This window comes from Chelatococcus asaccharovorans (assembly GCF_003201475.1).
Lineage (GTDB): Bacteria > Pseudomonadota > Alphaproteobacteria > Rhizobiales > Beijerinckiaceae > Chelatococcus > Chelatococcus asaccharovorans.
The window spans coordinates 366,232-392,659 of sequence record NZ_QJJK01000002.1 but is presented as its reverse complement, the minus strand read 5'-3'; the positions used below and the strand labels follow the sequence as shown (position 1 = coordinate 392,659).

The following is a 26,428-nucleotide window of genomic DNA, read 5'->3' as shown; positions in this document are numbered from 1 at the left end:
TGTTGGTGTGAGAAGGCATCGTCAAACGCTCGCCTCGTGTTTCAACTGACATCAGACGGCCCGGCTGTGTATCATAAGAATTCACGAATCTTGGCAGATCCAATACAGAATGTACCGCTACGAGAGCGTCGCAGGGCAGGTGAGGGAGTGGATCGCGACCGGGACGTTGAAGCCGGGCGACCGCCTGCTCTCTGTCCGCGACATGGCCGTGAAGCTTGGCTACAGTACAGTCACCGTGCATCAAGCCTATGGGGTGCTCCAGATCGAGGGGCTCCTAGAGGTGCGGCCGCGGTCGGGCTTCTTCATCTCCGACAGTGCGCGGCAGCTGCCGGAGTTTGCGTCCGAGCCCGCTGATTTCAGCCCGGAGGACACCGAGCCGGAGGCGGTCGACGCGCTCCTGTCGGACTTTGACGACCTGCCACGGGAGGGCCTCGCGGGGACAGCCATCAGCAGCGATCTGACGCCGGCCGTGGAATTGTATCGGCTGATGTCGTCCGCCTTGCGGCGCGAGGTCGCCCGCCACGAAGAGGTGCCCTGGCAAGGCCTGGACGCGCTGCGGGAAGTTATCGCGCGGCGGCTGGGAGCCTGGGCGCCATCCCGCCGCATGCGCGACATCACGGTCACCCCGGACGTCGCCGCGGCGCTTGACCTGTGCTTGAATCTGCTCGCCAAACCCGGGGAGAAGGTTCTTGTCGAAACCCCCACCGATCCCGCCACGGTCACGGCGCTGCTCGGGCGGGGCCTCGGCATCGTCGAGATCTATTCTCATCCGCGCTTCGGGCTTGATCCCGATCAGCTTGAATATCTCCTCGACACGCAGGATATCGCGGTCTGTATTCTGTCACCGATCAACCATGTCCCAACGGGTGTTTCCTATTCGCTGGATGTCGCGCAACGACTGGTGGACATTACGGGCCGCAGGAGCGTTCCCATCATCGAAAATCTTGCGGCGCAGGCGCTTCTCTACAACGACGATGCTCCCGTCTTTGATCTGACAGCGTTCGATTCCCGCAATCTGGTCTTTCAGATCGGCGGATTCGCGGGAACACTCGGGCCGCGCTTCGGTGTCGGCTGGGTCGCCTTGCCGGGGAAATATCGCTTGAATCCGAGCGTGCCGGCCTGGCCACGCCATGGCGCCGCGGGCCAATGGGCCCATCAGAGGGCGATTGCGGATTTTGTCGGCAAACGCTCCTACGACCGGCATCTGCATGTGTTGAAGCAGACGCTCGCGGCGCGCGTGCGCAAGGGTATGTCGCTGATATCCCAGCGCTTTCCGGATACCTGCACGGTATCGCGGCCCTCGGGGGGGTATATGTGCTGGGTCCGGGGTCCCAAGAATTTCAGCGCCCTGTCGACGTCGTCGCGACGGCGCGACAGGCCCACCTTCATTCCCGGGCCGATGTATTCGGTAACCCGCGCCTTCGGCAATTTCCTTGCGCTCAATCTCTCTAGCGCCTGGACGCCGCAGCGCGAAGACGATCTGATGGACATCGGCCGGATGCTTGCGCGATTGTCTTGAAACGCGCTTCGCCGTCAATCCGGGTTCGGGCCTCCTGGCCCGCTCCGGAATGGCGCAACGGCTCTGCTTAAGATCAGCCTGCGGGAGCAAGTCCGTCTTTTGCGGGTTTGCTCCCCTCCACAATAACGGGCCAAGTCAAAGACTTGGGCAGCATCGGTTGATCTAATCCAACCCGGATTTGCCTTGGGACAGGAAATCTTCCATGCGTCTCAAGGCTTCGTCTCGGCCACGTTCTGGGCGATCGAGCAGAATATAATGCGTGGTATTCGCCGGCTCCCAGATGCGAACCTCTTCCGCGTGAATAAGATCGTCCTTCAGAGCCGCGAGATCTTCGCGTCTCGTCCAGGTGTCGTATTGCGGACTGATCACCATGACACGGCAATACACCTGGTTGGCGTGGACCAGCTTATGCCCGAGGCCCATGTAGAAACTGTCTTCCAACATGCCGTTCGGGCTGCGATAGGTCGGAGGGTCGCGATCGAGGCTTGTCGGATCGCCATTGAGGAGCGCCTGCTCGAAGGCGGCAAGCACTGCCGGATCACGCCACGCGTCCTTGTCCTCGATCGGAATCTGGTTATCCCAGCCCTTGCGCAGCATATCGACCTGATTGAAGTAGTAATTGCCGTATTTTTTCTGGTTGAATCGCGCCGGTCTCTCCGGGTCCTCCCAGCGGGATCCGCGGCCGATCTCAGGATGATCGGGAGCGCCACCATAGAGCGGATTGTACAGGATGATGTGGCTCACGTTCTCGGGCCACAGCGCCGCGTAGATCAACACCACCGTCCCGCCCGTGCCCCAACCGAACAGGCCGACGCGGTCTGCGCCGGTCTCGGCGCGCAAGGCGTTCACCGCGGCATCGACGTCGCGCGTGATCTCCAGAGACCGCACGATCGGTTTCGTCGGGCGGGGGGGCTCGTTCATCGCGTCCGGACGGGCTGAAGCGCCGAAGCCGCGAGCATCCGGGATGTAGCAGACGTGACCGGCCCGCGCGAGATCCTCAGCCAGCGAGCCCCCGGCAACCGGCAGGTCGAATTCGCTGATACCGGGAATGCGTGTCCCATGCATCAGTATCATCGGAACTGCCGGCTCGTCCGGCGGGCTCTTCAGTTGAACACTGCGGATCCCGATCTGGACGCCGTCGACGGTCTTGACGGTGAAATCTCTACGGACACATGCCATTGGTCTCGGTTTCCCTGGAGGTTCGGGATTGTCATTCAAGCTTCGTCGTCGACGAAAACCTGCTTTCGTGTCTGCGCGATGGCCGGCATCGCGATGATGATAAGAACGACAACGGCGATCGCGAGGAGCGTCGCGCTGATCGGACGCGTCAGGAAGACCAGCGGATCACCGCCCGAAATCAGCATCGCGCGCCGCAACTGGTGCTCGAACATGGGTCCGATGACGAAGCCGAGAAAGAACGGCGCCCACTCGCAGTCGAATTTCTGCAGGCCGTATCCGACAAGCCCTGCGAGGACGATCAGGTAGACGCTGAAAGCTGAACTGGAGACGCTGTAGACGCCGATGCAGCAGAACGTGACGATGGCCGGGAACAGCCAGTTGTATGGTACGCGCAGAAGGCTGACCCATATGCCGATCAACGGCAGGTTGAGCACGATCAGCATTGCATTGCCGATCCACATCGATGCAATCAACCCCCAGAACAGGTCGGGCTTATCGCTGATCACATTCGGACCCGGCGTAATGCCCTGGATGGTCATGGCGCCGATCATGAGCGCCATGACGGGTGTCGCGGGGAGGCCGAGTGACAGCATCGGAATGAACGATGTCTGCGCGGCTGCATTGTTGGCCGCCTCGGGCGCGGTGACGCCCTCGATCGCCCCATGTCCGAATTCCGCGCGATTGGGTGAGATCTTCTTTTCCAGATTGTAGCTGACAAAGGAGGAGAGCAGGGCTCCTCCGCCAGGCAGCACGCCCAGCAGGGAACCCATCGCGGTTCCGCGCAGGATTGGCCCCGTCATGCGCTTGAGATCGCTGCGGCTCGGCCACAGATTGGCGACCTTGCCGACGATGGCGCGGCGCGTTTCCCCGCTTTCCAGATTGCGGAGAATCTCCCCGATACCGAAGACGCCGACCGCGAGTGCCACGAAATCGATGCCATCAAGCAGATCGACGACGCCGAAAGTGAAGCGCGGCTGGTTGGTATAGATATCCGTCCCCGTCAGGCCAAGGAGCAGCCCGGCGCAGATCATGCCGATGGCCTTGATGATCGATCCGGATGCAAGCGCGATGGATGAGACGAGCCCGATGATCATGAGCGCGCAGTATTCGGTTGCGCCGAAACTCAGCGTGAGGGCCGTGAAGGGTGTGGCCACCACGGCGACACAGAGCGTTGCGACCGTCCCGGCAACGAAAGATCCGATCGCCGCCGCGGCGAGCGCCGGCCCCGCTCTCCCGCGCAGCGCCATCTGGTATCCGTCGATCATGGTGACGGTCGAAGAGGCCTCGCCAGGCAGGTTGACGAGGATCGCGGTGGTCGAGCCGCCATATTGCGCGCCATAATAGATGCCCGACAGCATGATCAACGCCGTGACGGGCGGCAAACCGAAGGTCAGGGGCAGAAGCATGGAGATCGTCGCGAGCGGCCCGATGCCGGGCAGCACGCCGATCATCGTGCCCAAGAGGGCGCCCAGCAGGCAGAACGCGATATTCAACGGCAGCAGGGCGACGGAAAAGCCGAGTTCAAGATTGCCGAGAAGTTCCATGTCGCTACCCCGTGAACCATGTTCCGATAACCGGTAGCGGGAGGCGAACGCCGTAGGCGAAAATGCCGGTACACAGGATCGCGAGTACAACGGCGAGATAAACACCGCTTTTCCAGGCAAATTGTCGGCTCGCGAGCGAGCAGATGAAGGCGGTGCCGAAGACACTCAAGAAAAGACCGAGCTCCCGGATGAAGGTTCCGAAAATGATGACGGCGAGGCAGATGGCGGTGACAGGGCGCCAGGAAAAGCGGCTGGAAAGGCTGATGCGTTGCGCTGCGCAAAGCGCGCGAATTGTCAGAAAAGACCCGATGACGCCAAGGAGCATGCAGAGGACGATGGGGAAGTAGCCCGGTCCCATGGCGAGCGCGCTGCCGAAAGGCAATTCGCGCAAGGCAACCCGTCCATAGACGATGGCCATGCCGAGAAAACTCAAGCCGGCGCCAAGGTCTTTTTGATTGACGATCATTCAGCCCACCAAACCCTATGCAGGTCGATTGCTTCCGCCGCTGTCCTGAAAGAAGCGGAATCGCGGTTTCCACGCAGTGGCTCCACGTGGACCGGCGTCCACGTCTCGCGAAAATATCCTAGTGGTTCGTCGTCGACATTTGCATCCGCCTGATACGAGCCTTGGAGCCAATGTCGGAGTCACAAGAACCACTAGCAAGTTATTGGTTCTAGTGGAGCTTTTGAATTTGACATTTGATCTGGAGCTTGATGTTGAGCGGGACCCAAATGTCAAATTCGCTCCACTAGTTCTTGGCTAGTATCTTCGCGTAGAAATCGGCGAGCCTTGCGTTGAGGTCACGATTGCCCTCCTCGCCTAGATTCAGGGCCTCGTTCTCGAACTTGTCCATCTGTGCCTTGTAGTCCGGTGTCCGGATCGCCTCGTCCAAGGCTTGCTTCAAGCAGGTCTTCACGGGGTCCGGCAGGCCGCGCGGCGTGATCAGCATCGTGTGAGAGTTGAGAGGCTCCGCTTTCGAGCCCTGTTCGGCCAGCGTCGCTGAATTCGGCGCGTAGGGTACCCGACGGTCGATGATGGAGGCGAGCTGCTTCATCTTTCCGGATTTGATCTGCGCAACATGCAATGTACCTTGCGTGGTTGCGTCAACATGCCCGCCAAGGGCGCTGGTCATGGCTTCGGCGGCGCCGGCACCCGGGATGGGGACGAGATTGACGTTGTATTCCTGCGCAAGCTGGCGAACGAGCACCTCCTGGTTGATGCCGGCCACCGCGATTGTGGCGCGTCCCTTGTCCTTGGCATAGGCGATCAAGCCCGCAAGGTCGTTGTAGGGCCGGTCGGACAGGGCCACGAGCATCGGTGCCCAGGATACCGACGACATTGCCGTCTGCCGGTTGGCTCTTCAGCCAGACGGCCATGGCGCCCCCGTTGGCTCCCGGCTTGTTCTCCACCACGATCGTCCATTTCTGTTGCTTCTCCATAGCATTGGCGATCGATCGTGCGATGAGATCCGTCCCGCCGCCTGCGCCAAAGCCGACAACAAAACGGATCGGCTTCGCTGGGAAGCCATCGGGGCAGGTGGCGGCTTGCACCGGTGACAAGCCGACCGCGACGGCGCAGGACAATAGCATTGTCGCGGATAGCAGAAGGCGCCTGGCGGCTCTCATGGTCATGACGTCACTCCCTCGATTTATAGAATTCTTTGAGCGCAGTGCTATTGAACGCGTTCATTCTCTGATTATAGAGCAATGCATACATATTTATTGAATTTGACCTGGCTCAGGTGAAATAGAGGCGCAAGGGCGTGCTGCCGCAGATGCGCGCGCGGACCAGCGGGTCCGGCACCCAATCCTCGAGCGCTGCGAGGGTGTCCGCGTAAGTCACTTTGCCCTCGAAGGCGGCGAAAGGCCAGTCGCTGCCCCAGACCAGCCGCTCGCCTCCGGTGAGGGCGACCAGCGCCTGCGCATATTGTTTGGGCGCCGCTGGGGGTTCGAAGCGGAAGCCCGCGGACAGTTTCACCCATGTGCGCCCGCGTTCGACGGCGGCCATCACGGTCCTGAAGGCTTCTCCGTTGATCCCCGCAGGCGTGTCGAACAATCCGAGATGATCAATGACGAGTTTCGCACCGGAGGCCTCGATCGCGGCAATGGTCGATGCGATGCGATGCTCCCGATCCGTGAGATGCACATGCCAACCGAGATCCGCGACGCGGCGTAGCAGCGTTCTGTATTCGCCAGATCGGAGGTCTGGTATCTCGTCCAGGAGACCCCACACGAAGCGGATTCCCACAAAGCCATCGTCTCGCATCCGCTCGAGTTGGTAGATATCGGTTTGCGGTGTCACGGTCGCCGTGGCGCGAAAACGGCGGTGAGCGCGCAAAGCCTGCCTGACATAGTCGTTATACGCGCCGTGCAGGCTGGCGGCGGCGATGACGCCGAAGATCACCCCATGGCGATCAAGAATTTCGATGAATTCGTCGACGCTGGCGTCAGTGACCTTGAGGTGCCAGGCGGTGTCGGTCAGGGGCAGATCGGCGCGCCAGAGATGAAAGTGTGAATCGACGAGCGGTTGATGGATCACGCTGCACCCCCTTTATCCCGATCATGGTACGTGTGGGCCATCGCGGGATCCAAGCACATTCGCGCGTGTCGTTGGATTATTTCGGCGCATGAAACGAGATCTGCGCCCGACCTCCCGGAGGCTTGCATGCGCGAAGGCCCGGGGGAGGGGCCTTCGCTGCTTTCAGGGGGAAACGCAACGCGTTGGCGATGTTACTGTTCACATAGCGGTCTGAAAAGAAGAGGCGTAATCGATGTGCTCATCGCAATGATAAAGCGAAATCGGTCAATGAACAGTGGTCATGCGGTTGTTGATATTGGTGAATGTCAATGTTTCACGGGATGAAAATCCCGATCGGTTCGGTTTCCTCCCTTTTCTCATGGGTTAGGAGTAGCGCACCGCGGGGCCCGGCGCTTGCAGCGGCTCGCGCGCGCAATGAACTACGGGAGAGTTGTTGATGACCGGCATCCGTCCTGCGGCAATCGAATTCCGCAATCGTGTTATGCGCAAGGAGCATGTGCTCGGCACCTTCATCAAGACACCCTCCAGTCATACGACAGAGATCATCGGCTCGGTGGGCTATGATTTCGTGATTATCGATCAGGAGCACGCGCCTTTCGATCGCGGGACGATCGACCTCGCATGCCTCGGGGCGCGCGCGTCGGGGATTGCTGCGCTGGTGCGGGTCGCCGAACCGACGGCGGCCAGCATCCTCTCGGTCCTCGATCTTGGCGCGACGGGCGTTCTCGTCCCGCATGTGGACTGCGCGGAAAAAGCGCGGATGATCGCTGCGGCATGCCGATATCGTGGCGGGGCGCGCGGCTTTTCCAACACCACGCGTGCCGGCGACTTTGGCGGCGCCGCATTTGCCGATCACATCGCGTCGCAGGATGCGCAGACGACCTGTATCGCCATGATCGAGGATGAAGCGGCGCTTGGCCAGCTGGACGAGATCGCCGCGGTTGAAGGCCTCGACGCCTTCTTCATCGGGCGCGGTGATTTGACGGCGGCCCTTGGCGTGGAACGAATGGAGGAGGCCGTCAGGCAGATCACCGCGGCGGCGCGAAAGGCCGGGATGACGACCATGGTTCTCGTCTCCAGCAAGGCGGATGCGCGTGCCATGAGACAGCTCGGCGCAACCGCCTTCGTCGTGTCCAATGACCAGAATTTTCTCAAATCCGCTGCAGCCGCCGCGCTTCAGGACTACGGCGACCCAGCCGCATGGTGACATCGCCGCAAGCATGTCCAGCGCGGGTCACGCGCGTTATCCGGGCGCAAGTGGGGCCAGGCCATGGGGCACGGGTTCGATGGCGTCCCCATGGATGCCGGTGCCGCGCATGAGCAACGCGAGATTTTCTTCGATCTTCTGGCGCGTTTCGCTCAGCGGGGCAACGATCTGCTTGCTGATGTTCTGCAGAGGGACTGCGGACTTGTAGAAACTGACGGAAATGGCGGCCAGCACGCGGTCTTCAAACATCAAGGGCATGGCGAGGGTCGTCATCTGCTTCGGCTCGGTCCGGGGGTCGCGTACCGCGAAGCCGCAGCTGCCCCCGTTGCGCAGGCGCGCGAGCAACTGCCGGAATTTCGTCTCCTTCTCGAGGTCGAAATCCTGGAGCGGATCCGTTCGCAGGCAGGCAAGGATCTTCTCGCGCTCGTCGTCCGGGCAGAAGGCCATATAGGCGCGCCCCATGGCGGAGCTGAGAAGCGCGGGCCTGAGCCCCAGAACTGTGCTGGTGTGCGCCCAGGGGCTGATCGCTCCCGTCCAGAACTGGATCGAGATCGCCAGCCCATCGAGGACGCCGATGCCGATCGGCCATTTGATGCGCCGTGTGAGTTCGATCGCCGGCGCGCGCGAGGCCTCGATGATCATCGAGATGCCGTCGTAGCCCTTGGTGAGCTCATGCACCTTGCAGGTGACCCGGTAGCCGCCGAACATGTTGTCCCTTGCGACATAGCCGTCGGCCATCAGCGTTTCGAGCATGCGGATGATGGTCGGCTTGGGGAGATGGGTTGCGGCGTGGATGGCCGTGACGGATGCGATGCGAAGCCGATTGACGGCTCTCAGGATTTCGAGCGCACGCCTGACGGCTTCGACGGGGGGATAGGAACGACGACCCGGATCAGAGAGCCCGCGGCGTGAATTCGTCCGGCATCGGGTGGGACTTTTCTCCTCGCGGAGCTCGGGGGCGCCGAAACACGCGGCGTTTGCTTCATCCGAATGAGCCATGATTGCAGGATGGCTTAAACCTTCCATAGCGCATCTCCCATTGTGGCGTCCGTGTCCCGGAGGCCTTATCTTTGGGAGAACTGTAACATGAAAGGAGCCGCACTCGTCCGGTGGCCTTATCCATTTCGTACCGCGAAATGCGATAGTCAGAACCCGACGCCTGCAGCACCTTTGAGCGAGAGAATCGCCCGGGCGTCATCGGGGGTGGCGATCTCCAGGCCAAGCCCCTCGACAATACCGCGGATGAGAGCGACCTGCTCGGCGCTCGATTGCGCGAGCTTACCCGGCCCGATCCAGAGGGAATCCTCGAGACCGACGCGGACATGGCCGCCCATCGTGGCGGCCATGGTGGCAATCCTGATCTGGTGACGGCCGCCGGCCAGAACGGACCAGCGATAGTCTGCGCCGAACAGACGATCGGCGGTTCGCTTCATATGCATGACATCCTCGGCGTGGACGCCGATCCCGCCCAGGATCCCGAAAACGGACTGCACGAAGAACGGCGGCTTGATGAGGCCGCGGTCGACGAAATGCGCCAGGGTGTAGAGATGGCCGATGTCGTAGCATTCGACTTCAAACCGGGTCCCGTTCTCGGTGCCCGTGGTCAAGATATGCTCGATATCGGCGAATGTGTTACGGAAGATGCGATCCCTCGACCCCTCGAGATAAGGCTTCTCCCAGTCATGGGCGAAGTCCTTTGTGCGATCCAGCATGGGAAAGATCCCGAAATTCATCGAGCCCATGTTGAGTGAGGCGAGTTCCGGCTTCAGTTGTGCCGCCGGAGCCAGGCGCTCTTCTATACTCATCGTCGGCGCGCCGCCGGTGGTCAGATTGATGATAGCGTCGGAGCGCTGCTTGATCGCCTGAACGATCGGCCGGAACGCTTCTGGGGATTGATCGGGTTTGCCGGTCTCGGGGTCGCGGGCGTGCAGATGGACGATCGCGGCGCCGGCCTCGGCGGCGGCGATCGCCTCATCCGCAATCGCCTGAGGTGAGACGGGCAGGTGCTTCGACATGGACGGCGTATGGATCGCGCCTGTGAGAGCGGCGCTGATGATGATCTTGGCCATGGGAATGGTCCGCTTGTCGTAGGGGGCTGCCGGGGAAGAGATGCGACCTGTCAATCGGGCCTGAAGAGTGTTCTGGCGATATGGCGGACGCCGCCGTTGAGCTGAATGGGGTCGTCGCGGGTGTTCATGTAGTAGGTCGTGAGCAACTGACCGGGCTTGACCTCGATGATGCGGGGGTAGCCAAGGTCCCAGCTGCCGCCGTCGTCGCGCAGGATGAGCTCGGAGCCCCAGCTGCGACCGCCGTCTTCGCTGACGCGAGCACGGATGCCATAGGGCGCGAGACGATAGCCGTAGACACAGACAATGCGGCCGTCGGCCATCTCGACGATGTCGCCCGGCGCTCCCCAGTCATTCACCCGCGACAGGAAATGCCACGTGCGCCCGCCGTCCTCGCTCTCAAAGATATCGGTCCAGAAAATGCCCCGGGCGTCTCTTTGGAACCGAAGAGAGGCGAGTACGCGGCCGTCGGCGAGCACGAGCGGGCGCGTATAGAAGTGGCGGATGGCGCCGAAGAGTGCCAGCTCTTGCCTGTCGCTGACAGCCGAGCCGCCTTCGATCGCGGGCGTGACGAAGGACAGGAAGTCCCATCGCCGGCCGTCCGTGCTGGCATAGAGGAGCGGCCTGTTGGTCCAGCCGTCGGGGGTCGTCGTCGAAAGTCCGAGCAGGGCAACCCCGTCCGGCCTCACGGCCGGCGGGCCATGGCCGGTCAATGAATTGAGACCCTGCAAGGGGAGCAGGATCGTCCTGCGCCAGCTGCGCCCGGCGTCCGTCGAGATCTGCAGCCAGGCGCGGCTGTCGGATTTCAGCAGCGCGGGCATCGCACCGGACATCGTGATGACGTTGGGATCGAGAAAATCGACCGGCAATTCATCAGCGTAGTCGTGTCCGCCGGACTGCGCGATCGCTTGCGCCGATGTCCCCAGGTCAAAAACGGTCTGCAGGCTGTCGTCGTCCCAGCTGAGGCCTTGGTCGTAGGACCGGATCGTCCTGAGATGGCCCTGTCCGACGGTGAGCTGTGTATGACTGATCGCATCGGCTTGATCATAAGTCTTCGCGATCTTCTTGAAGCTGGCAAGAAGGCTTCCATCGGGGAATTTCCACAGCCCGCAATAGAACGGCCAGCCACAGAATGCGGCGTTGTCGCGGTGAACAATGCCATGATCCATATCGGTGCAAGGCCGTGGCTTGTCGAAACGCATCCAGACGCTCATTTTGGCCTCAGTTGACTGCCTGTGGGATCGGGTACCGCAAGAACGCCCCCACGGGATGGCCGTGGGATGTCCCCGCCGAGCTATTTGTCGTCGAGATTGGGATTGGTGGTTGGAACGCCCCCCTCGAACCAGGCGTCGAATTTGCGGTGGGCATAGAGCCAGCGGCCGTCCGGCTGCTTGACGCAAGTATCGGTCATATGGGCAATCTGGATCGGCGGGTTGGTCGGCAGGATCGGTTTGCCGTCCGCGGCAAACAGAAGCAGATACCAGTTGCACGTGGCACGGGTCGGGCTTTCCAGCACGACGCGGAAGTTGGTCACCGCGTGGACGGCGACACGCGGTCCGCGATCCAGACGATACTGGTAGAATTGCTTGATCTTTGCCTTGCCATGATAGCTGGCATAGGTCGACTCGAACACGGCATCGTCCGTATAGTATTCGCTCGCATTGCGCCCCCAGTTGGTGTCGACGTCATGCCAGTATTCCATCAAGAGCGCTTCGAGCTCCTGTCTTGCACGCATGTGATCTTGGACGTCCATTTGGTCCTCGTGTGAAATCATCTGGGAGCGATGTGATCGGCCAACGATATCGCGACGATACTGATCGCAAGGCAGTGATTTCCCTTGTTTCATCCGTCGAAAATGACGTCGGATCACTGGCCGGCGAAGGCAGTCCGGCGCGTTGTTTTCGGTGATTGAAATAGCGTTGAAAGCCGTTGGCGAGGGGAGGGGGGCCTGCTTACCGTGCATTGGAGAGGTTTCGCTGCAGAGAAGGCGGGATCCGGCACAGGCCAGAGCATTTCGCAAGGAGAGTAGGGTGACGGAGAATGCAGCACGTCAGGCATCGGTCGCCTGTTTCGACACCATGAAGCCGCAGGAGACAGATGACGCCGGTACGCAGACGTGGATCACGCGCGGCGGCAATTTCGTCGTGGCGGTTTCGCGGGTGAAGCCCGGCGCCAAGCTGACGCGCGAGAATAATGCTGATGAATACATGGTTATCCTGCCGCCTGGGACGCAGGCGACAATCAAAACTGCGGATGAAGAGGTCGAACTCGGCGACGATTCGCTCACCATCGTGCCGCCCGGCCCGAGCACGATCACCGCGCGAACGGAAGGCTTGATCGCCCGGATCATCACCAGCAATGCGACGGATCTCCTGGACAAGGCCTGGAACGCCGCCACATACGCCGACGGTGCTCCAGAACTCGCCCCCGTCGAACCCTGGCCGGATCCCGTTGGTGGTTTCAAGCTGCGTCATTATCCGTTGGCGCCCTATGCCGACCCGAACGGCGAGCGCATCCAGCCGCGGCTGTTCCGCTCCACGAATATGATGGTCAACCTCTTCGCGCATTATCATACGCGGCGGGATACGACAGCGCTCAGTCCGCACTGGCACGAAGACTTCGAACAGGCGTCGCTTACACTCCATGGTCGGTGGATCCATCATCTGCGCTGGCCGTGGAATGCCAATCTGGCGGACTGGCGGCCTGACAATCATGACGAGATCCCGACGCCCTCCGTCATCATCATCCCGGCCAACGTCGTCCATACATCGCGCGATGTCGGCGAGGGAGAATCCTCACTCTACGATATCTTCTGTCCGCCGCGGCTCGATTTCGCCAGCAAGCCGGGCTTCGTGATCAACGAGAAGGAGTATCCCATGCCGGACCTGCAGGGCGCGAAAACAGTGACCAAGGGGACGCTTCTTTCCTGGCAGAAAAGCGCATAGAGCATTTTTCGCGCCAAGTGAAAATCGGTTCGCGTGAAGCAAATACGTAGAAGAAAATTCGGAGCACTTCCGGCGGGCTGGTGCTGGCCGGAGATGCTCTGAAACTGTAGATGATCTCTCAGAAGCGGGGCTCCGGTTGATCGGCATGATGGTCTTTGGCGTGATACACCGCGCGACGGAACCACAATCCACCAGTCCACCCGCGGATCCCTGACTGCATCAGATGAACAGGACTATGATGGCAAATCGTTTCCAGCGCCCCAGGCCCGTCCAAGATGCCAGACACGGCATTGTCTATCGCAACGACAGCGAGTTCGCGGCCTGGGCCTTTCTCGGGGGCCTGTGGCTTGGGGCGGATGGCGATGTCGTGGCTGCGTTCACGCGCAACGACTGCGTCTACACCAGTCCCGATGATGTGCACCACGACATGCTGTCGGTGTCACGCGGCCGCGTGTCCACCATCCGGTCTTCGGATGGTGGGGAGTCATGGGATGAGGCTTCTCTCCGAACGGTCTTCGACATGTCGACGTCTGCCGAGGACATTGCGGCAAACGGCCCGCCTGACTACGGTCAGGAGGAGCCTGTCGACTTTCTGGACAAGAACGTCTTCATCCTTTCCGGGGCCGTGCCGGCGCATTTCGTGCCGACCGCCCGTCCCTGGATCTCTCTCTCGTCGGATGGCGGACGCTCGTGGCGCCGGCCGGTCGTCCTGCCCCTCGGGGGGCTGCATTCCCTTTCCGGCCAGGGCTCCACATCCGTTCGCTCCGACGGCGTCAGCTTGATCGCCCTGACCAGCGTCACCCCCGACGGCTGGACGCGCCGGCCGCTCGTCTATGCCAGTGCCAACGGCGGCCAGTCCTGGCAATTCCTGTCCTTCATCACGCCGGAACAGGATGACGGCACCGCCGTCAGCGCCAAGCAGGGCAGTCCGCGTTTTGGCGCGCATCGCTATTTCTACCCCTGCCCTCTGCCGCTCAGGAACGGGCGGATCCTCTGCTCCATGCGTTCGCAACGGGATCCGACGAGCGTGCTCTGGACGGAGATGTTTGAAAGCGAGGACGGCGGGCGCACCTGGCATTTCCTGTCGCGGGTCAATGATTGGGGCGCGCCGGGCGACATCGTCGAAATGGCCGACGGCCGCATTGTCTGTGTCTACGGCTATCGTCTCGCGCCCTATGGCATCCGTGCTCGCGTCAGCGAAGACGGCGGTCGCAGCTGGGGCTCCGAGCTCATCCTGCGCGACGACGGCGGCAGCTGGGACCTTGGCTACCCCCGCGTCATCGAGGTCAAGCCAGGACTGTTGCTGACCACCTATTACATGAATACGCGCGACGACCCCATTCAGCTCAACGGCGGCGTCCGCCATATCGCCAGAACATTCTTCAGGCCCGATTGAACGACGGCCGCCGCGTCGAACACATAAAATAACATAAGACTTTGGAGGAACCCCATGATCTCACTCTCAAAGTCCCTGGCCATCGTGTTGACAGGGGCGATCGGTCTTGCGGCGCTGCCGGGCACGTCCGCGGCGGACAACTATCCGAGCCGTCCGATAACCATGATCGTGCCATTCGGCGCCGGCGGCGGGACCGATATCATCGCACGCACGGTATCCGATGATCTGAGCAAGGCGCTCGGCCAATCGATCGTGGTGGAAGCACGGCCTGGCGCCAATGGTTCTATCGGCTCGGCGGTCGTCGCGCGGGCAGCGCCGGATGGTTATACGCTTCTCTTCACCGCGCAATCCACCTATTCCCTCAATCCCAACCTGATGAAGGCGCCGCTGCTGGACCAGCTCAAGGATCTGGTGCCGGTCGCCTCAATCGGTCGCAGCCCGTGGCTGATTGCGGTGCAGGCCGAGAGTGCGTTCAAATCGATCGCCGATGTTGTTGCCTATGGCAAAGCCAATCCCGGGAAGCTCGTCTTTCCCTTCTGGCAGAGCAGTGTGCTCGTCACCGCCGAGACCTTCGCGCGGGCGGGCGATTTCTCGATCCGGAAAGCGCCCTATAAGGGCCAGGTCGAGGCGACGACGGATTTCCTCGGTGGCCGGCTCCCCATCATGGTGACCGACATCGCCGGCGGAAGGGCACCTGTGGAGGCCGGCAAGATGCGCCTTCTCGCCACGACCACGGCCAAACGGACGCAGGCCTTTCCGGACGTCCCGACAATGCGTGAGCAAGGGCTGGACGTCGTGACGGATTCGATGCTCGCCGTCTTCGCGCCGGCGGGCACGCCGCAGCCCATCCTCGACAAGCTTAACGCGGAACTGACGAAGATCATCCTTACGTCCGACAAGGTCCGCGACCGGCTGCGGCAGCTTGGTCTCGAGCCAACGGCGATGACACAGGCCGAAGCCGACGCCTTCGTACGGTCCGAAATGACCCGATGGGCGGAGATGATCCAGCGCGCGGGGCTGCAGAAGGAGTGAGCGGATGGCCGGCCCGGGGGACGCGATGCAACAGCCAGTGGGTAGCGCGGGAAGACAATGGGTGCGGGGCCCGCAGGATGTGGTTGCTGGCCTTGTGGTCATCGCGATCGCAGCGGTGATCTTGCGCACCCTCTCCCTGATAACAACGACAAGCTATTCGACCTTTTCACCGGCGTTGTTTCCTCGCATCTGTACGTATTGCATTATGCTGGGCGGTGTCGTGCTGGTGGCGCGTGGGCTCGTGAAACATGGGCCTGGCCTCGAGCGGATGCCGCTTCGACCGCTCGCGCTCGTTGTTCTGGCCGTTGCCGGCTTCGGATTGATCGCGCCGCTCTTCGGCTATGCCATCGCTGGTCTCCTCACGCTCATCGTGTCCGGTCTTGCTGCTCCGGATCTGCGACTGCGCCAACTCCTCATGGTGTCCATCCTTCTCATCGCGGCGAGCGTGGCTCTGTTCAGCTACGCGTTGAAGCTGACGATGCCGATCGTCATGATTCCCGGTTTGAGTTTTTGATCGAGCGTTTTAACCATGACATCGCTTCTCGCAGATCTCGGGCTTGGGTTTTCGATTGCACTCACCTTTGACAACCTTCTGCTGTGCTTGCTTGGTTGTCTGATCGGTACACTCATTGGTGTACTGCCTGGTATCGGTCCGATCGCGACGATTTCGATCCTCTTGCCGTTTACATTCGGCATTCCCCCCGTGGGATCGATGATCATGCTCGCCGGGATCTATTATGGTGCCCAATATGGCGGGTCGACGACCGCCATTCTGGTGCGGATGCCCGGCGAAGCAGGCTCGATCGTCACCATCATCGATGGCAATGCAATGGCCCGGGCCGGGCGGGCCGGCGCCGCACTCGCTCTCGCCGCCCTGAGCTCGTTCGTCGCCGGCTGCGTCGCGACGATTGTCATCGGAACCTTCGCAGAGCCGCTCGGCCAGGTCGCACTCTACCTGGCACCGGAGGATTATTTCGCGCTGATTGTGCTCGGGCTCGTCTTCGCCATCGTGCTCGCGGGTGGCTCCCTCCTCAAGGCCATACTGGCCGTCCTGTTTGGAATAGTCCTCGCAACCGTCGGCACTGACATGGAGACGGGCGCCCAGAGGCTCACCTTCGGGCTGCCCTCTCTGCTTGAGGGGTTGAACATTTCAATACTTGCCATGGGCATTTTCGGCATTGGAGAGATCCTGCATAACGTGCAAAAGGCGGATGATCGCCCGATTGTCCAATCGACGATCGGGCGGCTGTGGCCGAGCCGCGACGAGATCAGGCGCTCGGCGGGGCCCGCAGCCCGCGGGACGGTGATCGGTTCCTTGCTGGGCGTTCTTCCCGGCAGCGGGACCCTTCTGGCGCCCTTCGCATCCTATGTCATGGAAAAGAAGCTCGCGCGGGACCCCAGCCGCTTCGGCCGCGGCGCTCCTGAAGGCGTCGCGGGACCGGAGGCGGCCAACAATGCCGCGTCACAGACCTGTTTCATTCCTCTGCTCAGCCTGGGCCTCCCGCCGAATGCGGTGATGGCCCTCATGCTCGGCGCCTTGACGATCCAGGGCATCGTTCCCGGGCCGCAGGTTTTCACCAAGAACCCGGATCTGTTCTGGGGCATGGTTGCGTCCATGTGGATCGGCAATGCCATGCTTCTCGTCATCAATCTGCCGTTGATCGGCATTTGGGTATCGCTTCTGAAGGTTCCCTATCGCCTGTTGTTTCCGGCGATCATCCTGTTCTGCTGTATCGGGCTTTATTCCGTGAACCGCTTGCCGGAAGACATCTATTTCATGGCGGCCTTCGGGGTGGTCGGGCTCGTGCTTTCCAAGCTCGGCTTCGAGGCGGCGCCGCTCCTGCTGGGATTCGTCCTCGGCGACCCGCTGGAGAGCAATTTTCGCCGCACGCTCATCCTGGGTGACGGCGACTGGTGGAAATTCGTATCGAGCCCCATCGCCGTCGCCCTGTTGCTGGGCGCGCTCGTCATGGTGCTCGTCATGCTGTTTCCGAAAGTGCGCAAGGGGCGCGAGGACATCCTCGTCGAGGAATAGCGCCGGCCCTGCGTCTCGTCTGTCGCGTTACGATCCAGGCGGATAATCAGCGCTTAGCGTGACGCTCTCGAACCTGTCGATATCGGATGCGAGCCGTGCGATCTTCTCGCGCGCGGTCTCCAGCGCCTTCCGGCCGAGCAGGAGATGGCGCGGTGGCGATGCGCTCAGGGCAATCGATCTGATGATGGTGGCGGCCTTCGCGGGGTCGCCCGCCTGATGCCCTGAACTGGCGCGGATTGATGTGGCCCGTTGCTGGGCGGAGTCGTACCCCGGCGCCGACACAGGTGTTTCCTTCAGCGAGCGACCGGCGAAATCGGTGCGGAAGGGGCCGGGCTCGACACAGGTGACATGGATGCCGAAGGGTGTGAGCTCATGCATCAGCGCATCGGAGACACCTTCGACGGCATGTTTCGTCGCCGCGTAATAGCCTGTGCCGGGATTGCCGTTCAGCCCTGCGATCGATGTGATGTTGATGATATGGCCGTGCCGACGCGCCCGCATACCGGGAATGACCGCGCGGCAGAGCGCAAAAAGGCCGAATACATTGGTGTCGAACATGGCCCGGATCTGCCGCTCGTCGCCGTCCTCGACGGTCGATACATAGCCGAAGCCTGCATTGTTGACGAGAATATCGATCCTGCCGAAGCGGGCCGTGGCGGCCGCGACGGCGGCCTCGATCTGATCCTGGCGGGTCACGTCGAGCGCCGTCGTGAGGATGCTCCCGGGATAGCGGTCGGCCAGGGCGTCTAGATCCTCCGGGCGACGGGCCGTTGCGCAAAGGCGATGGCCCGCTTGCGCGACCTCTGTAGCGAGCTCGCGCCCGAAGCCGGTGGAACAGCCGGTGATGAGCCAGACGGGAGGCGGCTGGTCGTGGGACATGGTGCTTTCCTCTGCGGATGGGGCCCGCCGCGGCTGCCCTTGCGGCTCGTGCGGCTGGCTCAGGTTTCCTCGGTAAAGATCTCTTCACGCTTGCGGGTGATGGCCGGCAGGGACACCATGACGAGGACCAGCGCGGCGAGGGCGAGCAAGCCTGCGCTGATGGGCTGGCGTATGAAAATGCTCGGATCGCCGTCCGAGAAGACCATCGCGCGTCGGAAGTGCTCCTCGAGCGGTCCACCCAGGACGAACCCCATCAGGAACGGCGCCGGTTCGCACTGCAGGCGGTGAAGTCCATAGCCGATCAGGCCGAACAGCGCGAGGATCGCCACGTCGAACCCGTTGTTGGATACGGTGAACACGCCGATCGCCGAGAAGATGACGATCGCCGGCAAGAGAAGCCGGTACGGAATCTTCAGGAGCGACACCCACAGCCCGACAAGCGGCAGGTTGATGATGATCAGCATGGCATTGCCGATCCACATGGACGCAATGACGCCCCAGAACAACGCCGGCTGGTCTCGCACCACATTGGGGCCGGGCGATATGCCCTGGATCATCAGGGCACCGATCATCAGGGCCATCAAGGGGTGAGACGGAATGCCGAGCGTCAGCATCGGGATGAAGGAGGTCTGGGCGCCGGCATTGTTGGCGGATTCCGGGCCAGCGACGCCCTGAATCGCTCCCTTGCCAAAGCGCTCGGGGTGTTTGGACAGCCGCTTCTCCACCGTGTAGGAAAAGAAGGCAGAGAGGATTGAGCCGCCGCCCGGCAGCGTGCCAAGGACCGTGCCGAGACAGGTTCCGCGGACGATCGCGCCCATGGATTCACGGATGTCGCTCCACCGCGGCATGAGGCTGGTGATCGGGGCGGTCCCCGAACCACTCACCGGCATGGATTCGACGTTTCGTATGGTCTCGGCCAGGCCGAATATCCCGAGTGCGACGGCGACGATACTGAGGCCGTCGGTCAGGTCGATGACACCGAAGGTAAAGCGGTAGGCGCCGCTATCGACATCGGTGCCAACCATGCCGAATAGCATTCCCGTCACGATCATGGCCATGGCCTTGACCACGGACCCATGCGCGAGGGCCGTCGATGTGACGAGCCCCAGGAGCACGAGGGAGAAGTTCTCCGGAGCACCGAACTGCAGCGCGATCCGCGTCAGGGGGATCGCGACCAGCGCGATGACGAAGGTGGCGAAGGTGCCCGCCACGAACGAGCCGATGGCCGCGATGGCGAGTGCCTTCCCGGCTTTGCCCTGCCGCGCCATCTGGTAGCCATCGATGGCGGTGACGGACGACGACACCTCTCCTGGGAGGTTCATCAGAATAGCCGTGGTCGAGCCACCGTATTGCGACCCGTAATATATCCCCGCGAGCATGATGAGCGAAGAGGTCGGGGACAAATAGTAGGTCAGGGGCAGCAGCATGGCAATTGTCGCTGTCGGGCCAATACCGGGCAGAACGCCGATGAAGGTTCCGAGCAATGCGCCAGCAAAGCAGTAGAAGAGATTGCCTGGCGTCAGCGCCGTCCCAAAGCCAAGGGCAAGATTGCTGAAAAGATCCATTGGCAAATTCCCGACAGGTCGTGAAGCGTATATGGTTCAGTATGCGATGTGCAAATGCGACTGGGATGCGCCGTCGCCGAACCAAGGGGCATTCGCGTTATTTCGACCCTTGGCGCCCGCCTAAAAGCCGAGCCAGGGTCCGATGATCGCGTAGGGTAGCCGAAGCGCAAACACGAAAATGCCGATGTTGAAGAGGGTGAGGACAATGCTGAGGAATGACGCATTGCGCGGCGTCAGTTGTCCCGTTGCCATCGCAGCCATGAAGGTCGCGATGAGGAGCGACGGCGCCATGCCGAGACCGCGCGCGGTCATCCCGAAGAACAACGCGGCGCCCGTGACGAGTATGATCGCCCGCCATGAGATAGGCGGCAGGGCCGGCGCCTCGTGATCCTCTCCGGCGAGCGCGATGCCCGTCCCAAGGGCGCAAAGAATTGTGCCAAGGACGATCGGGAAATATCCGGGCCCCATCGCTGCAGCGTGACCGATCGGCAGGCCCAGCAACGCATTGATTCCAAAAAACAGCCCGACGCCCGTGAAAACTGCGCCACATGCGAGATTGCTCCGACGAACGCGCATCGTCCTGATCTCCCAGGTCCCCATGATCTGCCATAGCACGAGTCATGGCCAAAGCTGGCGCAATGCTCTTCGTCTAGCGATTGTTTCGCAAGGCGTGGCAGTGTTACTTTCGAGTATCAAACATGGCGCCCCAGACAATGCGCCGCTCTGCCCAATTTCGCCCCGCGAAACTGCCGCCCTCTTGGCCCGGTCTCCTTGAGCCTGTGATATTCTCCCGTGAATCCACAGAGATGGATGCTTCAATGGAGGTGGACCTATGCCGCTCGATATCTCCCGCAGAGCTCTTCTTTTCGCTGGCCTCCTGCCACTTGTGCCGTCCGGCGCAGCCTTCGCGCAGGCCTGGCCGTCGCGTCCTGTAACTCTCGTCGTGCCCTACGCGCCCGGCGCCAGCAACGATACGTTCACCCGCGCCCTGGGAGACGCCCTGTCGAAGCGGTTCGGCCAGCCCTTCGTCGTCGATAACCGGCCGGGCGCCGGCGGGGTAACCGGGGTCAATACCGTGGCACGGGCTGCCCCGGATGGCTACACATTGGTCGAGATGCCGAACAGCATCCTGGGCTTCAAACCGATCATGAAGGTCGATATCGACCCCCTGAAGAACCTGACGCCACTGGGCGCGATGGCCAGTGCGCCGACGGCGCTTGTCGTCCCGGCAGCCCTGCCCGTGAACAATGTGGACGAGTTCATCGCCTATGCGAGGGCCAATCCCGACAAGACATTCTATGGCTATGCCGGTATCGGAACGACACAACATCAGCACATGGAGCTGTTCAACAAGCTCACGGGGCTGAAGATCAAGGGGGTCAACTACAAGAGCTCTTCTGACGCCCAGACCGATCTTCTCGCGGGCCGGCTCCAGGCGATGATTGTCACCATCGCGAGCACCCTGGGACAGATCGAGGGGAAGGAACTGCGGCTCCTTGCCTATACCGATGACAATTATCCACCAGGGGCGCCCAAAGCGCCGACAATGGCGGAGGTGGGCGTCAAAGGCATGGAGAAGGCGCAAATCTGGTGGGGGATCTTTGGCCCTCCCGGAATGCCGGCCGATCTCGTGGCGACGATCAATGCGGCCATCAACCAGAGCCTCACGGACCCCTCGGTCGTCGCTCTGCTGGCCAAGTCGGGAGCCACCCCAATGCCCGGCACGTCGGAGCAATTCGTCACCATGATCAAAGACGAAGCAGTCCTGGTGGACGAATTTGTGAAGCTCTTCGGCACGAAGAATCCCTAGAGCATTTTCGCGTTTCTCCGAATCGCGAAAATGCTCCATGTCTTTGTTTTAGCGCATTTTCTTCACGCGAACCGGTGTCCACGTCGCTCGAAAATGCTCTAGATGCCGGCGATCGTCTACACGCGGTCCATGGTTCTGCCCGTAAAAGACGAACGGTGAATATCATTCCTGCGCGAGAGGTTTACGGCAGAATGATGCTCACCGGCTGCTGAAATGGATTATTCAGAGGTAATTTTATACTTCCCGATGATGGGCCGCCATTTCATCGCATTACTTCAGATGCCAGTGGCTCTGTGTGGACCTTGGCTGGATTGGTGAGCCATGGACCTTCTGCACAACTTGACGCTTGGGATGACCACAGCGCTGAATCCTGTGAATATGCTCTTTTGCTTCATCGGGGCGTTCCTGGGGACTGCGGTCGGCGTGTTGCCGGGCGTGGGGCCGCTGGCGACCATCGCCATGCTCCTGGCCATTACCTTCAAGGTATCACCCGAAGCATCGGTGATCATGCCGGCCGGCGTCTACTATGGCGCGCAATACGGCGGCTCGACCACGGCCATTCTGATCAACCTGCCCGGCGAGGCCTCGTTTGCGGTCACTGCGATAGACGGCTATCAGATGGCCCGGCAGGGGCGGGCCGGCCCTGCGCTCGCGATCGCCGCGATCGGTTCCTTCGCCGCCGGCACATTTGCGACACGGTTGATCGCCGCAGTGCAACGATGCTTGTACTGGCTGCGATCATGCTCGTCATAGCGATGCTTCCCAGCGTTTCGATGCGTCGCAAGGAGATCTTTGCCGATGACGAAGGATAGGCGCGCGTGTAAGCGCCGCTATCCGACCGTGGCGTAGCCACCGTCCACCATGATCCCGGCGCCGTTGATGAAAGCGGAGGCGGGGCTCGCAAGAAAGATCGCAATACCCTCGAAATCCACGGGTTCTCCCCATCGTGCGGCCGGCGTGCGCGCCAGGACCCGGTCGTTCAGCTCGAGAAAGGTGGCGCGGGCGCTGCGGCTGAGATCGGTGTTGATCCAACCGGGAAGCACGGCATTCACAGCCGTGCCCTCCGCGTTGCGGCCGCGCATGAAATTTGTCGGCTCCAGGGCGACGGACTAGACCCCCAGTCGATGCCTGCTGTTCACCGCCAGCAGATGACGGACTTTTGGTCCATCGTCGAGCCCATGAAAGCGGCGTACTTCGCGTTGGACATCGGCATCGGCGCTGGATACGCGACGATGCTGGCGCAGATGCTCCGCCCAGGACTCGACCATGAACCACTCGACGATCGTCTCCGGATCGGACGCATCCTCTGTTACCCCCCATCCATAGGCGCCGTCGCGGCGGCGGGCCTGAGACAGCCTCTCCAGGGCAGCGAGAAAGGCCGCGCGGTCACGCTTCGCTATCCGGTACTCGATGAGGATGAGGACCGGACCGCGGTCATCGGCCACCGGTTCGGCGATGAGGGGCTCCGGCCAGTGGTGCGAGGGCGTCAGGTCCGCTTCGCCCTTCGGCAGGGCGACACGATGGACGAGCAGCCCGCTCACGACGAGGCCTGCCGCTGATGCCACGAGCGCCCATGACAGTCCAACCTCCTGCGCGATGAGGCCCCAGCAGAGGCTGCCCCCCGCCATCGCGCCGTTGAACACCGTCAGGTAGACGGCAAGCGCGCGCCCCCTCACCCAGTTCGGCAGGATGGCCTGCGCCGTCGCGTTCAGCGTCGTCAGGGCAATGATCCAGGCACAGCCCATGGCGAGCAGGATCACCACAGCGGCCCATTGTGGCGGGGCCAGCGCAAGCGCGAGCGCCGCGCACCCCGTGACGATGGCTGCTGCCAGCATCAATCCATCGGTGCCGAGGCGCGAACGCAAGATCGGGAGCACAAACGCCCCCCCGATGGCGCCCAGGCCGACCGAGCCGAGGAGCACGCCGTAGAACGCGGCATCGCCATGGAGGAGTTCGCGCGTGACGAGCGGGAGAAGGGCCCACACGGCACTGGCGAAGGCGAAGAAGACCAGAGCGCGAAAGAGCACGATATGCAGCTCGCGGCTCGCCCGCGCATAGCGCAGGCCGGCACGGAAGGCGCCCGCGAAATGTTCGCCCAGGTCGTCCTCAGCATTTTTCGGGCGTTTCCACCAGAGGAGGGCGGCGACCACGACGAGATAGCTTGCCACGTCCGCGCCGTAGGTCACCGTTGCGCCGAAAGCCGCGAGCAGGAAACCACCGGCCGCCGGCCCGATCGACCGCGCGATGTTGATGCCGAGCGAATTCAGCGCGACGGCGGCCTTGAGTTCCGACCGCGGCACCAGCTCCGGCACGATGGACTGCCATGTCGGCCCCATGAGCGCGGCGCCGATACCGCCGGTGAACGTCAAGCCGATCAACAGCGATATGCTCATGAGGCCGGTATAGGCGAGCAGCATCAAGGTCGCGCTCACACATCCGAGCATGATCTGGATCGCGATGAGGAAGCGGCGGCGATCGAGAATGTCGGATAGCACGCCCGCAGGAATGGCCAGCAGGAATACCGGGATCATTCCCGCAGCCTGCACCGCAGCAACGGCGGTTGGCGACGAGGACAGATCGGTCACCAACCAGGCGCTCGCCACATCGCGCATGAAGGTGCCGGTATTGCCGAGGACGGTTGCGACCCACAGCACAGCGAAGACGGGACGCCGCAGTGGTGCAAACCCGCCCGGAGGAGGCGCGCTGCCAGAGGGCGTATCGATGTCTTTGGCCAAGTGTTACTCCACGGATACGACAGCCTATATGGTCGAGGGCAATGCCGGGCGCGAAACCGCTGCACAGGTCCACAGGTCCGCTGGATCTAGACGGCCCAACATGCGCAGCCGAGCGCGCCCCAGAACGAGCGCGCGTCCGATGCGGGGATATCGGCACCCCAGGCCGCCGCGTGACCGTGCCCATGCACATTGCAGCTATTCGCGCAGCCGCACATCCGCGCGAAGGCTGTCGTTCGCCCGTCCGGCCGGGAGCGCGCCTGGTAGCCTCCGAACTGGCGCACGGGCGACCAGTCGGGCATCGGCGGTGGCAGTTCGGGCGCGAGGGTCTTGAAGTCCCCGTCGCCATGCACCGGTTTCCCGTCAAGCAAGGTCAGCACCGACGTGATGTCCTGGATCGCATCCTCCGGCACCGCGAAGTAGTCCGCCGACAGAACGGCAAGATCAGCCAGCTGGCCGACCTTGATCTGGCCCTTCTTGCCGGCCTCGCTGGAGAACCAGGTGTTGGCTGTCGTCCACAAGGTCAGCGCGGCTTCCCGGTCAAGGCGGTTCGATGCTGGATAGAGCGAGAGGCCGCCGACGGTCTTGCCTGTGACGAGCCAGTACAGCGAGATCCAGGGATTGTAGGAGGCAACGCGTGTCGCGTCGGTGCCGGCGCCGACGGTGACGCCCATATCGAGCATGCGCCGGATCGGCGGCGTCCGCTCGGCTGCGCGATGGCCGTAGCGCTCCGCGAAATATTCGCCCTGATAGGCCATGCGATGCTGGATGGCGATGCCGCCGCCGAGCGTCGCGATGCGCTCGATATTGCGATCCGAGATCGTTTCCGCATGGTCGAAGAACCAGTTGAGGCCCTCAAGCGGAATATCGCGGTTCACCTTTTCGAAGACATCGAGCGCGCGGTCTATGGTTTCGTCATAGGTGGCGTGCAGCCGCCAGGGCCAGCGGTTCTCGGCGAGCAGGCGGACGACGGGCTCAAGATCATCCTCCATGTTCGGTGGCATCTCGGGCCGCGGCATCTGGAAGTCCTCGAAGTCGGCCGCACTATAGACCAGCATTTCGCCGGCGCCGTTATGCCGATAGAGGTCGTCGCCGTCGCCAGGTCGGACCTGTTTTGCCCAGCCCGCGAAATCGCCCAGTTCCTCCTTCGGCTTTTGCGTGAAAAGGTTGTAGGCAATGCGCAGGGTGAGCTGCCCTTCGCGATGCAGTTCCTCGATGATCGCATAGTCCTCGGGATAGTTCTGGAAACCACCGCCGGCATCGATGACGCTGGTGATACCGAGGCGGTTGACCTCGCGCATGAAATGTCGCGTCGAGTTCTTCTGGTACTCGGCTGGCAGGCGCGGCCCTTTGGCGAGCGTGGCATAGAGAATGGTGGCGTTGGGTCGCGCGATCATGAGCCCGGTCGGGTTTCCCCGGGCATCCCGCACGATCTCGCCGCCGGCCGGATCCGGCGTGTCCTTGGTATAGCCGACGGCGCGCAAGGCGGCGCCGTTCAGCAGCGCGCGGTCATAGAGGTGGAGAATGAAGACCGGTGTGTCGGGCGCCGCGGCATTGATCTCGTCAAGTGTCGGCAGCCGCTTCTCGGCGAACTGGTGCGCGGTGAAGCCACCGACGACGCGCACCCATTGCGGGGGTGGCGTGACGGCGACCTGCGCCCTCAGCATGTCCATGGCATGGGTGAGCGAGCGCACGCCGTCCCAGCGCAACTCCATGTTGTAGTTCAGCCCACCGCGGATGATGTGCATGTGGCTGTCGATCAGCCCCGGGATCACGCGACGTCCGGCCACGTCGATCCTTGCTGTCTCGGGGCCCGCATGCGCCATGGCATCGGCATCGGCCCCCGCGAACAGGATGCGTCCATCCTTGATCGCGACGGCTTCCGCCTGAGGATTGCCACGGTCGAGCGTGGTGACCTTGCCATTGAACAGAATGAGATCGGCGGTGGTGGCCATGATGTCACCTTGGGTAAGCGTGGGC

The 26,428-nt window shown here is 62.2% G+C and carries 22 protein-coding genes and 2 pseudogenes; 9 read left to right on the top strand and 15 right to left on the bottom strand.

The features are described from left to right. The first annotated feature begins 109 nt into the window (after window positions 1-109). Entirely contained in the window at window positions 110-1,519 is a 1,410-nt protein-coding gene (locus tag C7450_RS06410) for an aminotransferase-like domain-containing protein (protein ID WP_110373573.1), read from the top strand. A 162-nt stretch (window positions 1,520-1,681) separates the two neighbouring features. Here the strand turns inward: C7450_RS06410 and C7450_RS06405 are convergent, their stop codons facing one another. The 5 genes from C7450_RS06405 to C7450_RS06380 form a co-directional block, all read right to left on the bottom strand. Then, entirely contained in the window at window positions 1,682-2,698 is a 1,017-nt protein-coding gene (locus tag C7450_RS06405) for an alpha/beta hydrolase (protein ID WP_110373572.1), read from the bottom strand. A gap of 35 nt (window positions 2,699-2,733) precedes the next feature. Further along, complete coding sequence (locus tag C7450_RS06400; protein WP_110373571.1) at window positions 2,734-4,242, bottom strand: tripartite tricarboxylate transporter permease; 1,509 nt, start codon at window positions 4,240-4,242, stop codon at window positions 2,734-2,736. Window positions 4,243-4,246: 4 nt separating this feature from the next. Next, entirely contained in the window at window positions 4,247-4,708 is a 462-nt protein-coding gene (locus tag C7450_RS06395) for a tripartite tricarboxylate transporter TctB family protein (protein ID WP_110373570.1), read from the bottom strand. A 283-nt stretch (window positions 4,709-4,991) separates the two neighbouring features. Beyond that, the gene (locus C7450_RS06390; protein WP_110373569.1) at window positions 4,992-5,582 is read right to left on the bottom strand and encodes a tripartite tricarboxylate transporter substrate-binding protein; all 591 of its coding nucleotides are present in this window, start codon (window positions 5,580-5,582) and stop codon (window positions 4,992-4,994) included. A gap of 398 nt (window positions 5,583-5,980) precedes the next feature. Further along, window positions 5,981-6,781: an amidohydrolase family protein gene (locus tag C7450_RS06380; protein WP_110373567.1), complete on the bottom strand. Its 801-nt coding sequence runs from the start codon at window positions 6,779-6,781 to the stop codon at window positions 5,981-5,983. Between the two features lie 436 nt (window positions 6,782-7,217). Between C7450_RS06380 and C7450_RS06375 the strand changes: the two genes are divergently transcribed. Beyond that, the gene (locus C7450_RS06375; RefSeq protein WP_110373566.1) at window positions 7,218-7,988 is read left to right on the top strand and encodes an HpcH/HpaI aldolase family protein; all 771 of its coding nucleotides are present in this window, start codon (window positions 7,218-7,220) and stop codon (window positions 7,986-7,988) included. A gap of 36 nt (window positions 7,989-8,024) precedes the next feature. Here the strand turns inward: C7450_RS06375 and C7450_RS06370 are convergent, their stop codons facing one another. The 4 genes from C7450_RS06370 to C7450_RS06355 all read right to left on the bottom strand — a co-directional run bounded on the left by C7450_RS06370 (window position 8,025) and on the right by C7450_RS06355 (window position 11,807). Then, window positions 8,025-9,014, bottom strand: coding sequence for a helix-turn-helix domain-containing protein (locus tag C7450_RS06370; protein WP_110373565.1), 990 nt, complete (start codon window positions 9,012-9,014; stop codon window positions 8,025-8,027). Window positions 9,015-9,133: 119 nt separating this feature from the next. Then, complete coding sequence (kce, locus tag C7450_RS06365; protein ID WP_210206381.1) at window positions 9,134-10,057, bottom strand: 3,5-dioxohexanoate:acetyl-CoA acetone transferase; 924 nt, start codon at window positions 10,055-10,057, stop codon at window positions 9,134-9,136. A 50-nt stretch (window positions 10,058-10,107) separates the two neighbouring features. Next, window positions 10,108-11,268 carry a sialidase family protein gene (locus C7450_RS06360; RefSeq protein ID WP_110373564.1) on the bottom strand — a complete coding sequence of 387 codons (1,161 nt, stop codon included), beginning with the start codon at window positions 11,266-11,268 and terminating at the stop codon, window positions 10,108-10,110. A gap of 80 nt (window positions 11,269-11,348) precedes the next feature. Further along, window positions 11,349-11,807 carry a YybH family protein gene (locus C7450_RS06355; RefSeq protein ID WP_110373563.1) on the bottom strand — a complete coding sequence of 153 codons (459 nt, stop codon included), beginning with the start codon at window positions 11,805-11,807 and terminating at the stop codon, window positions 11,349-11,351. 277 nt (window positions 11,808-12,084) lie between these two features. On the opposite strand from C7450_RS06355, the gene C7450_RS06350 reads away from it, so the two are divergent. The 5 genes from C7450_RS06350 (at window position 12,085) to C7450_RS06330 (ending at window position 17,462) form a co-directional block, all read left to right on the top strand. Further along, window positions 12,085-12,999 carry a hypothetical protein gene (locus tag C7450_RS06350; protein WP_110373562.1) on the top strand — a complete coding sequence of 305 codons (915 nt, stop codon included), beginning with the start codon at window positions 12,085-12,087 and terminating at the stop codon, window positions 12,997-12,999. 235 nt (window positions 13,000-13,234) lie between these two features. After that, complete coding sequence (locus tag C7450_RS06345) at window positions 13,235-14,395, top strand: sialidase family protein (protein WP_210206380.1); 1,161 nt, start codon at window positions 13,235-13,237, stop codon at window positions 14,393-14,395. A 54-nt stretch (window positions 14,396-14,449) separates the two neighbouring features. Then, the gene (locus tag C7450_RS06340; RefSeq protein WP_110373560.1) at window positions 14,450-15,427 is read left to right on the top strand and encodes a Bug family tripartite tricarboxylate transporter substrate binding protein; all 978 of its coding nucleotides are present in this window, start codon (window positions 14,450-14,452) and stop codon (window positions 15,425-15,427) included. Between the two features lie 61 nt (window positions 15,428-15,488). Continuing rightward, on the top strand, window positions 15,489-15,941 hold the full coding sequence (locus C7450_RS06335; protein WP_170147096.1) for a tripartite tricarboxylate transporter TctB family protein: 453 nt from the start codon (window positions 15,489-15,491) through the stop codon (window positions 15,939-15,941). A 15-nt stretch (window positions 15,942-15,956) separates the two neighbouring features. Further along, window positions 15,957-17,462, top strand: a complete 1,506-nt coding sequence (locus C7450_RS06330; protein WP_110373558.1) for a tripartite tricarboxylate transporter permease — start codon at window positions 15,957-15,959, stop codon at window positions 17,460-17,462. A 27-nt stretch (window positions 17,463-17,489) separates the two neighbouring features. On the opposite strand, the gene C7450_RS06325 is transcribed toward C7450_RS06330, so the two are convergent. From C7450_RS06325 to C7450_RS06315, 3 genes are all read right to left on the bottom strand, one after another. Further along, complete coding sequence (locus tag C7450_RS06325) at window positions 17,490-18,341, bottom strand: oxidoreductase (protein ID WP_110373557.1); 852 nt, start codon at window positions 18,339-18,341, stop codon at window positions 17,490-17,492. Between the two features lie 59 nt (window positions 18,342-18,400). Further along, on the bottom strand, window positions 18,401-19,906 hold the full coding sequence (locus C7450_RS06320; protein ID WP_110373556.1) for a tripartite tricarboxylate transporter permease: 1,506 nt from the start codon (window positions 19,904-19,906) through the stop codon (window positions 18,401-18,403). 120 nt (window positions 19,907-20,026) lie between these two features. Beyond that, window positions 20,027-20,482, bottom strand: coding sequence for a tripartite tricarboxylate transporter TctB family protein (locus C7450_RS06315; RefSeq protein ID WP_170147095.1), 456 nt, complete (start codon window positions 20,480-20,482; stop codon window positions 20,027-20,029). Between the two features lie 256 nt (window positions 20,483-20,738). On the opposite strand from C7450_RS06315, the gene C7450_RS06310 reads away from it, so the two are divergent. Further along, window positions 20,739-21,716, top strand: coding sequence for a Bug family tripartite tricarboxylate transporter substrate binding protein (locus C7450_RS06310; RefSeq protein WP_110373554.1), 978 nt, complete (start codon window positions 20,739-20,741; stop codon window positions 21,714-21,716). Window positions 21,717-22,037: 321 nt separating this feature from the next. Further along, a pseudogene (locus C7450_RS06305) lies at window positions 22,038-22,424 on the top strand (tripartite tricarboxylate transporter permease); the annotation flags it as partial. Window positions 22,425-22,546: 122 nt separating this feature from the next. Here C7450_RS06305 and C7450_RS06300 read toward each other — a convergent pair. The 3 genes and pseudogenes from C7450_RS06300 to C7450_RS06290 form a co-directional block, all read right to left on the bottom strand. Continuing rightward, window positions 22,547-22,768 (bottom strand): annotated as a pseudogene (locus tag C7450_RS06300) (SDR family oxidoreductase); the annotation flags it as partial. A 57-nt stretch (window positions 22,769-22,825) separates the two neighbouring features. Next, window positions 22,826-24,451, bottom strand: coding sequence for an MFS transporter (locus tag C7450_RS06295; protein WP_245449501.1), 1,626 nt, complete (start codon window positions 24,449-24,451; stop codon window positions 22,826-22,828). 86 nt (window positions 24,452-24,537) lie between these two features. After that, window positions 24,538-26,403 carry an amidohydrolase gene (locus tag C7450_RS06290; protein ID WP_110373551.1) on the bottom strand — a complete coding sequence of 622 codons (1,866 nt, stop codon included), beginning with the start codon at window positions 26,401-26,403 and terminating at the stop codon, window positions 24,538-24,540. Window positions 26,404-26,428: the final 25 nt, after the last annotated feature.

Bases quoted from the DNA above. Each gene is read 5' to 3' on its own strand.
- C7450_RS06400 (WP_110373571.1), bottom strand. From the start codon at position 4,242: ATGGAACTTCTCGGCAATCTTGAACTCGGCTTTTCCGTCGCCCTGCTG.
- C7450_RS06405 (WP_110373572.1), bottom strand. From the start codon at position 2,698: ATGGCATGTGTCCGTAGAGATTTCACCGTCAAGACCGTCGACGGCGTC.
- C7450_RS06345 (WP_210206380.1), top strand. From the start codon at position 13,235: ATGATGGCAAATCGTTTCCAGCGCCCCAGGCCCGTCCAAGATGCCAGA.
- C7450_RS06360 (WP_110373564.1), bottom strand. From the start codon at position 11,268: ATGAGCGTCTGGATGCGTTTCGACAAGCCACGGCCTTGCACCGATATG.
- C7450_RS06315 (WP_170147095.1), bottom strand. From the start codon at position 20,482: ATGCGCGTTCGTCGGAGCAATCTCGCATGTGGCGCAGTTTTCACGGGC.
- C7450_RS06310 (WP_110373554.1), top strand. From the start codon at position 20,739: ATGCCGCTCGATATCTCCCGCAGAGCTCTTCTTTTCGCTGGCCTCCTG.
- C7450_RS06410 (WP_110373573.1), top strand. From the start codon at position 110: ATGTACCGCTACGAGAGCGTCGCAGGGCAGGTGAGGGAGTGGATCGCG.
- C7450_RS06290 (WP_110373551.1), bottom strand. From the start codon at position 26,403: ATGGCCACCACCGCCGATCTCATTCTGTTCAATGGCAAGGTCACCACG.
- C7450_RS06390 (WP_110373569.1), bottom strand. From the start codon at position 5,582: ATGTCGTCGGTATCCTGGGCACCGATGCTCGTGGCCCTGTCCGACCGG.
- C7450_RS06370 (WP_110373565.1), bottom strand. From the start codon at position 9,014: ATGGAAGGTTTAAGCCATCCTGCAATCATGGCTCATTCGGATGAAGCA.
- C7450_RS06395 (WP_110373570.1), bottom strand. From the start codon at position 4,708: ATGATCGTCAATCAAAAAGACCTTGGCGCCGGCTTGAGTTTTCTCGGC.
- C7450_RS06355 (WP_110373563.1), bottom strand. From the start codon at position 11,807: ATGGACGTCCAAGATCACATGCGTGCAAGACAGGAGCTCGAAGCGCTC.
- C7450_RS06340 (WP_110373560.1), top strand. From the start codon at position 14,450: ATGATCTCACTCTCAAAGTCCCTGGCCATCGTGTTGACAGGGGCGATC.
- C7450_RS06320 (WP_110373556.1), bottom strand. From the start codon at position 19,906: ATGGATCTTTTCAGCAATCTTGCCCTTGGCTTTGGGACGGCGCTGACG.
- kce (WP_210206381.1), bottom strand. From the start codon at position 10,057: ATGGCCAAGATCATCATCAGCGCCGCTCTCACAGGCGCGATCCATACG.
- C7450_RS06330 (WP_110373558.1), top strand. From the start codon at position 15,957: ATGACATCGCTTCTCGCAGATCTCGGGCTTGGGTTTTCGATTGCACTC.
- C7450_RS06375 (WP_110373566.1), top strand. From the start codon at position 7,218: ATGACCGGCATCCGTCCTGCGGCAATCGAATTCCGCAATCGTGTTATG.
- C7450_RS06325 (WP_110373557.1), bottom strand. From the start codon at position 18,341: ATGTCCCACGACCAGCCGCCTCCCGTCTGGCTCATCACCGGCTGTTCC.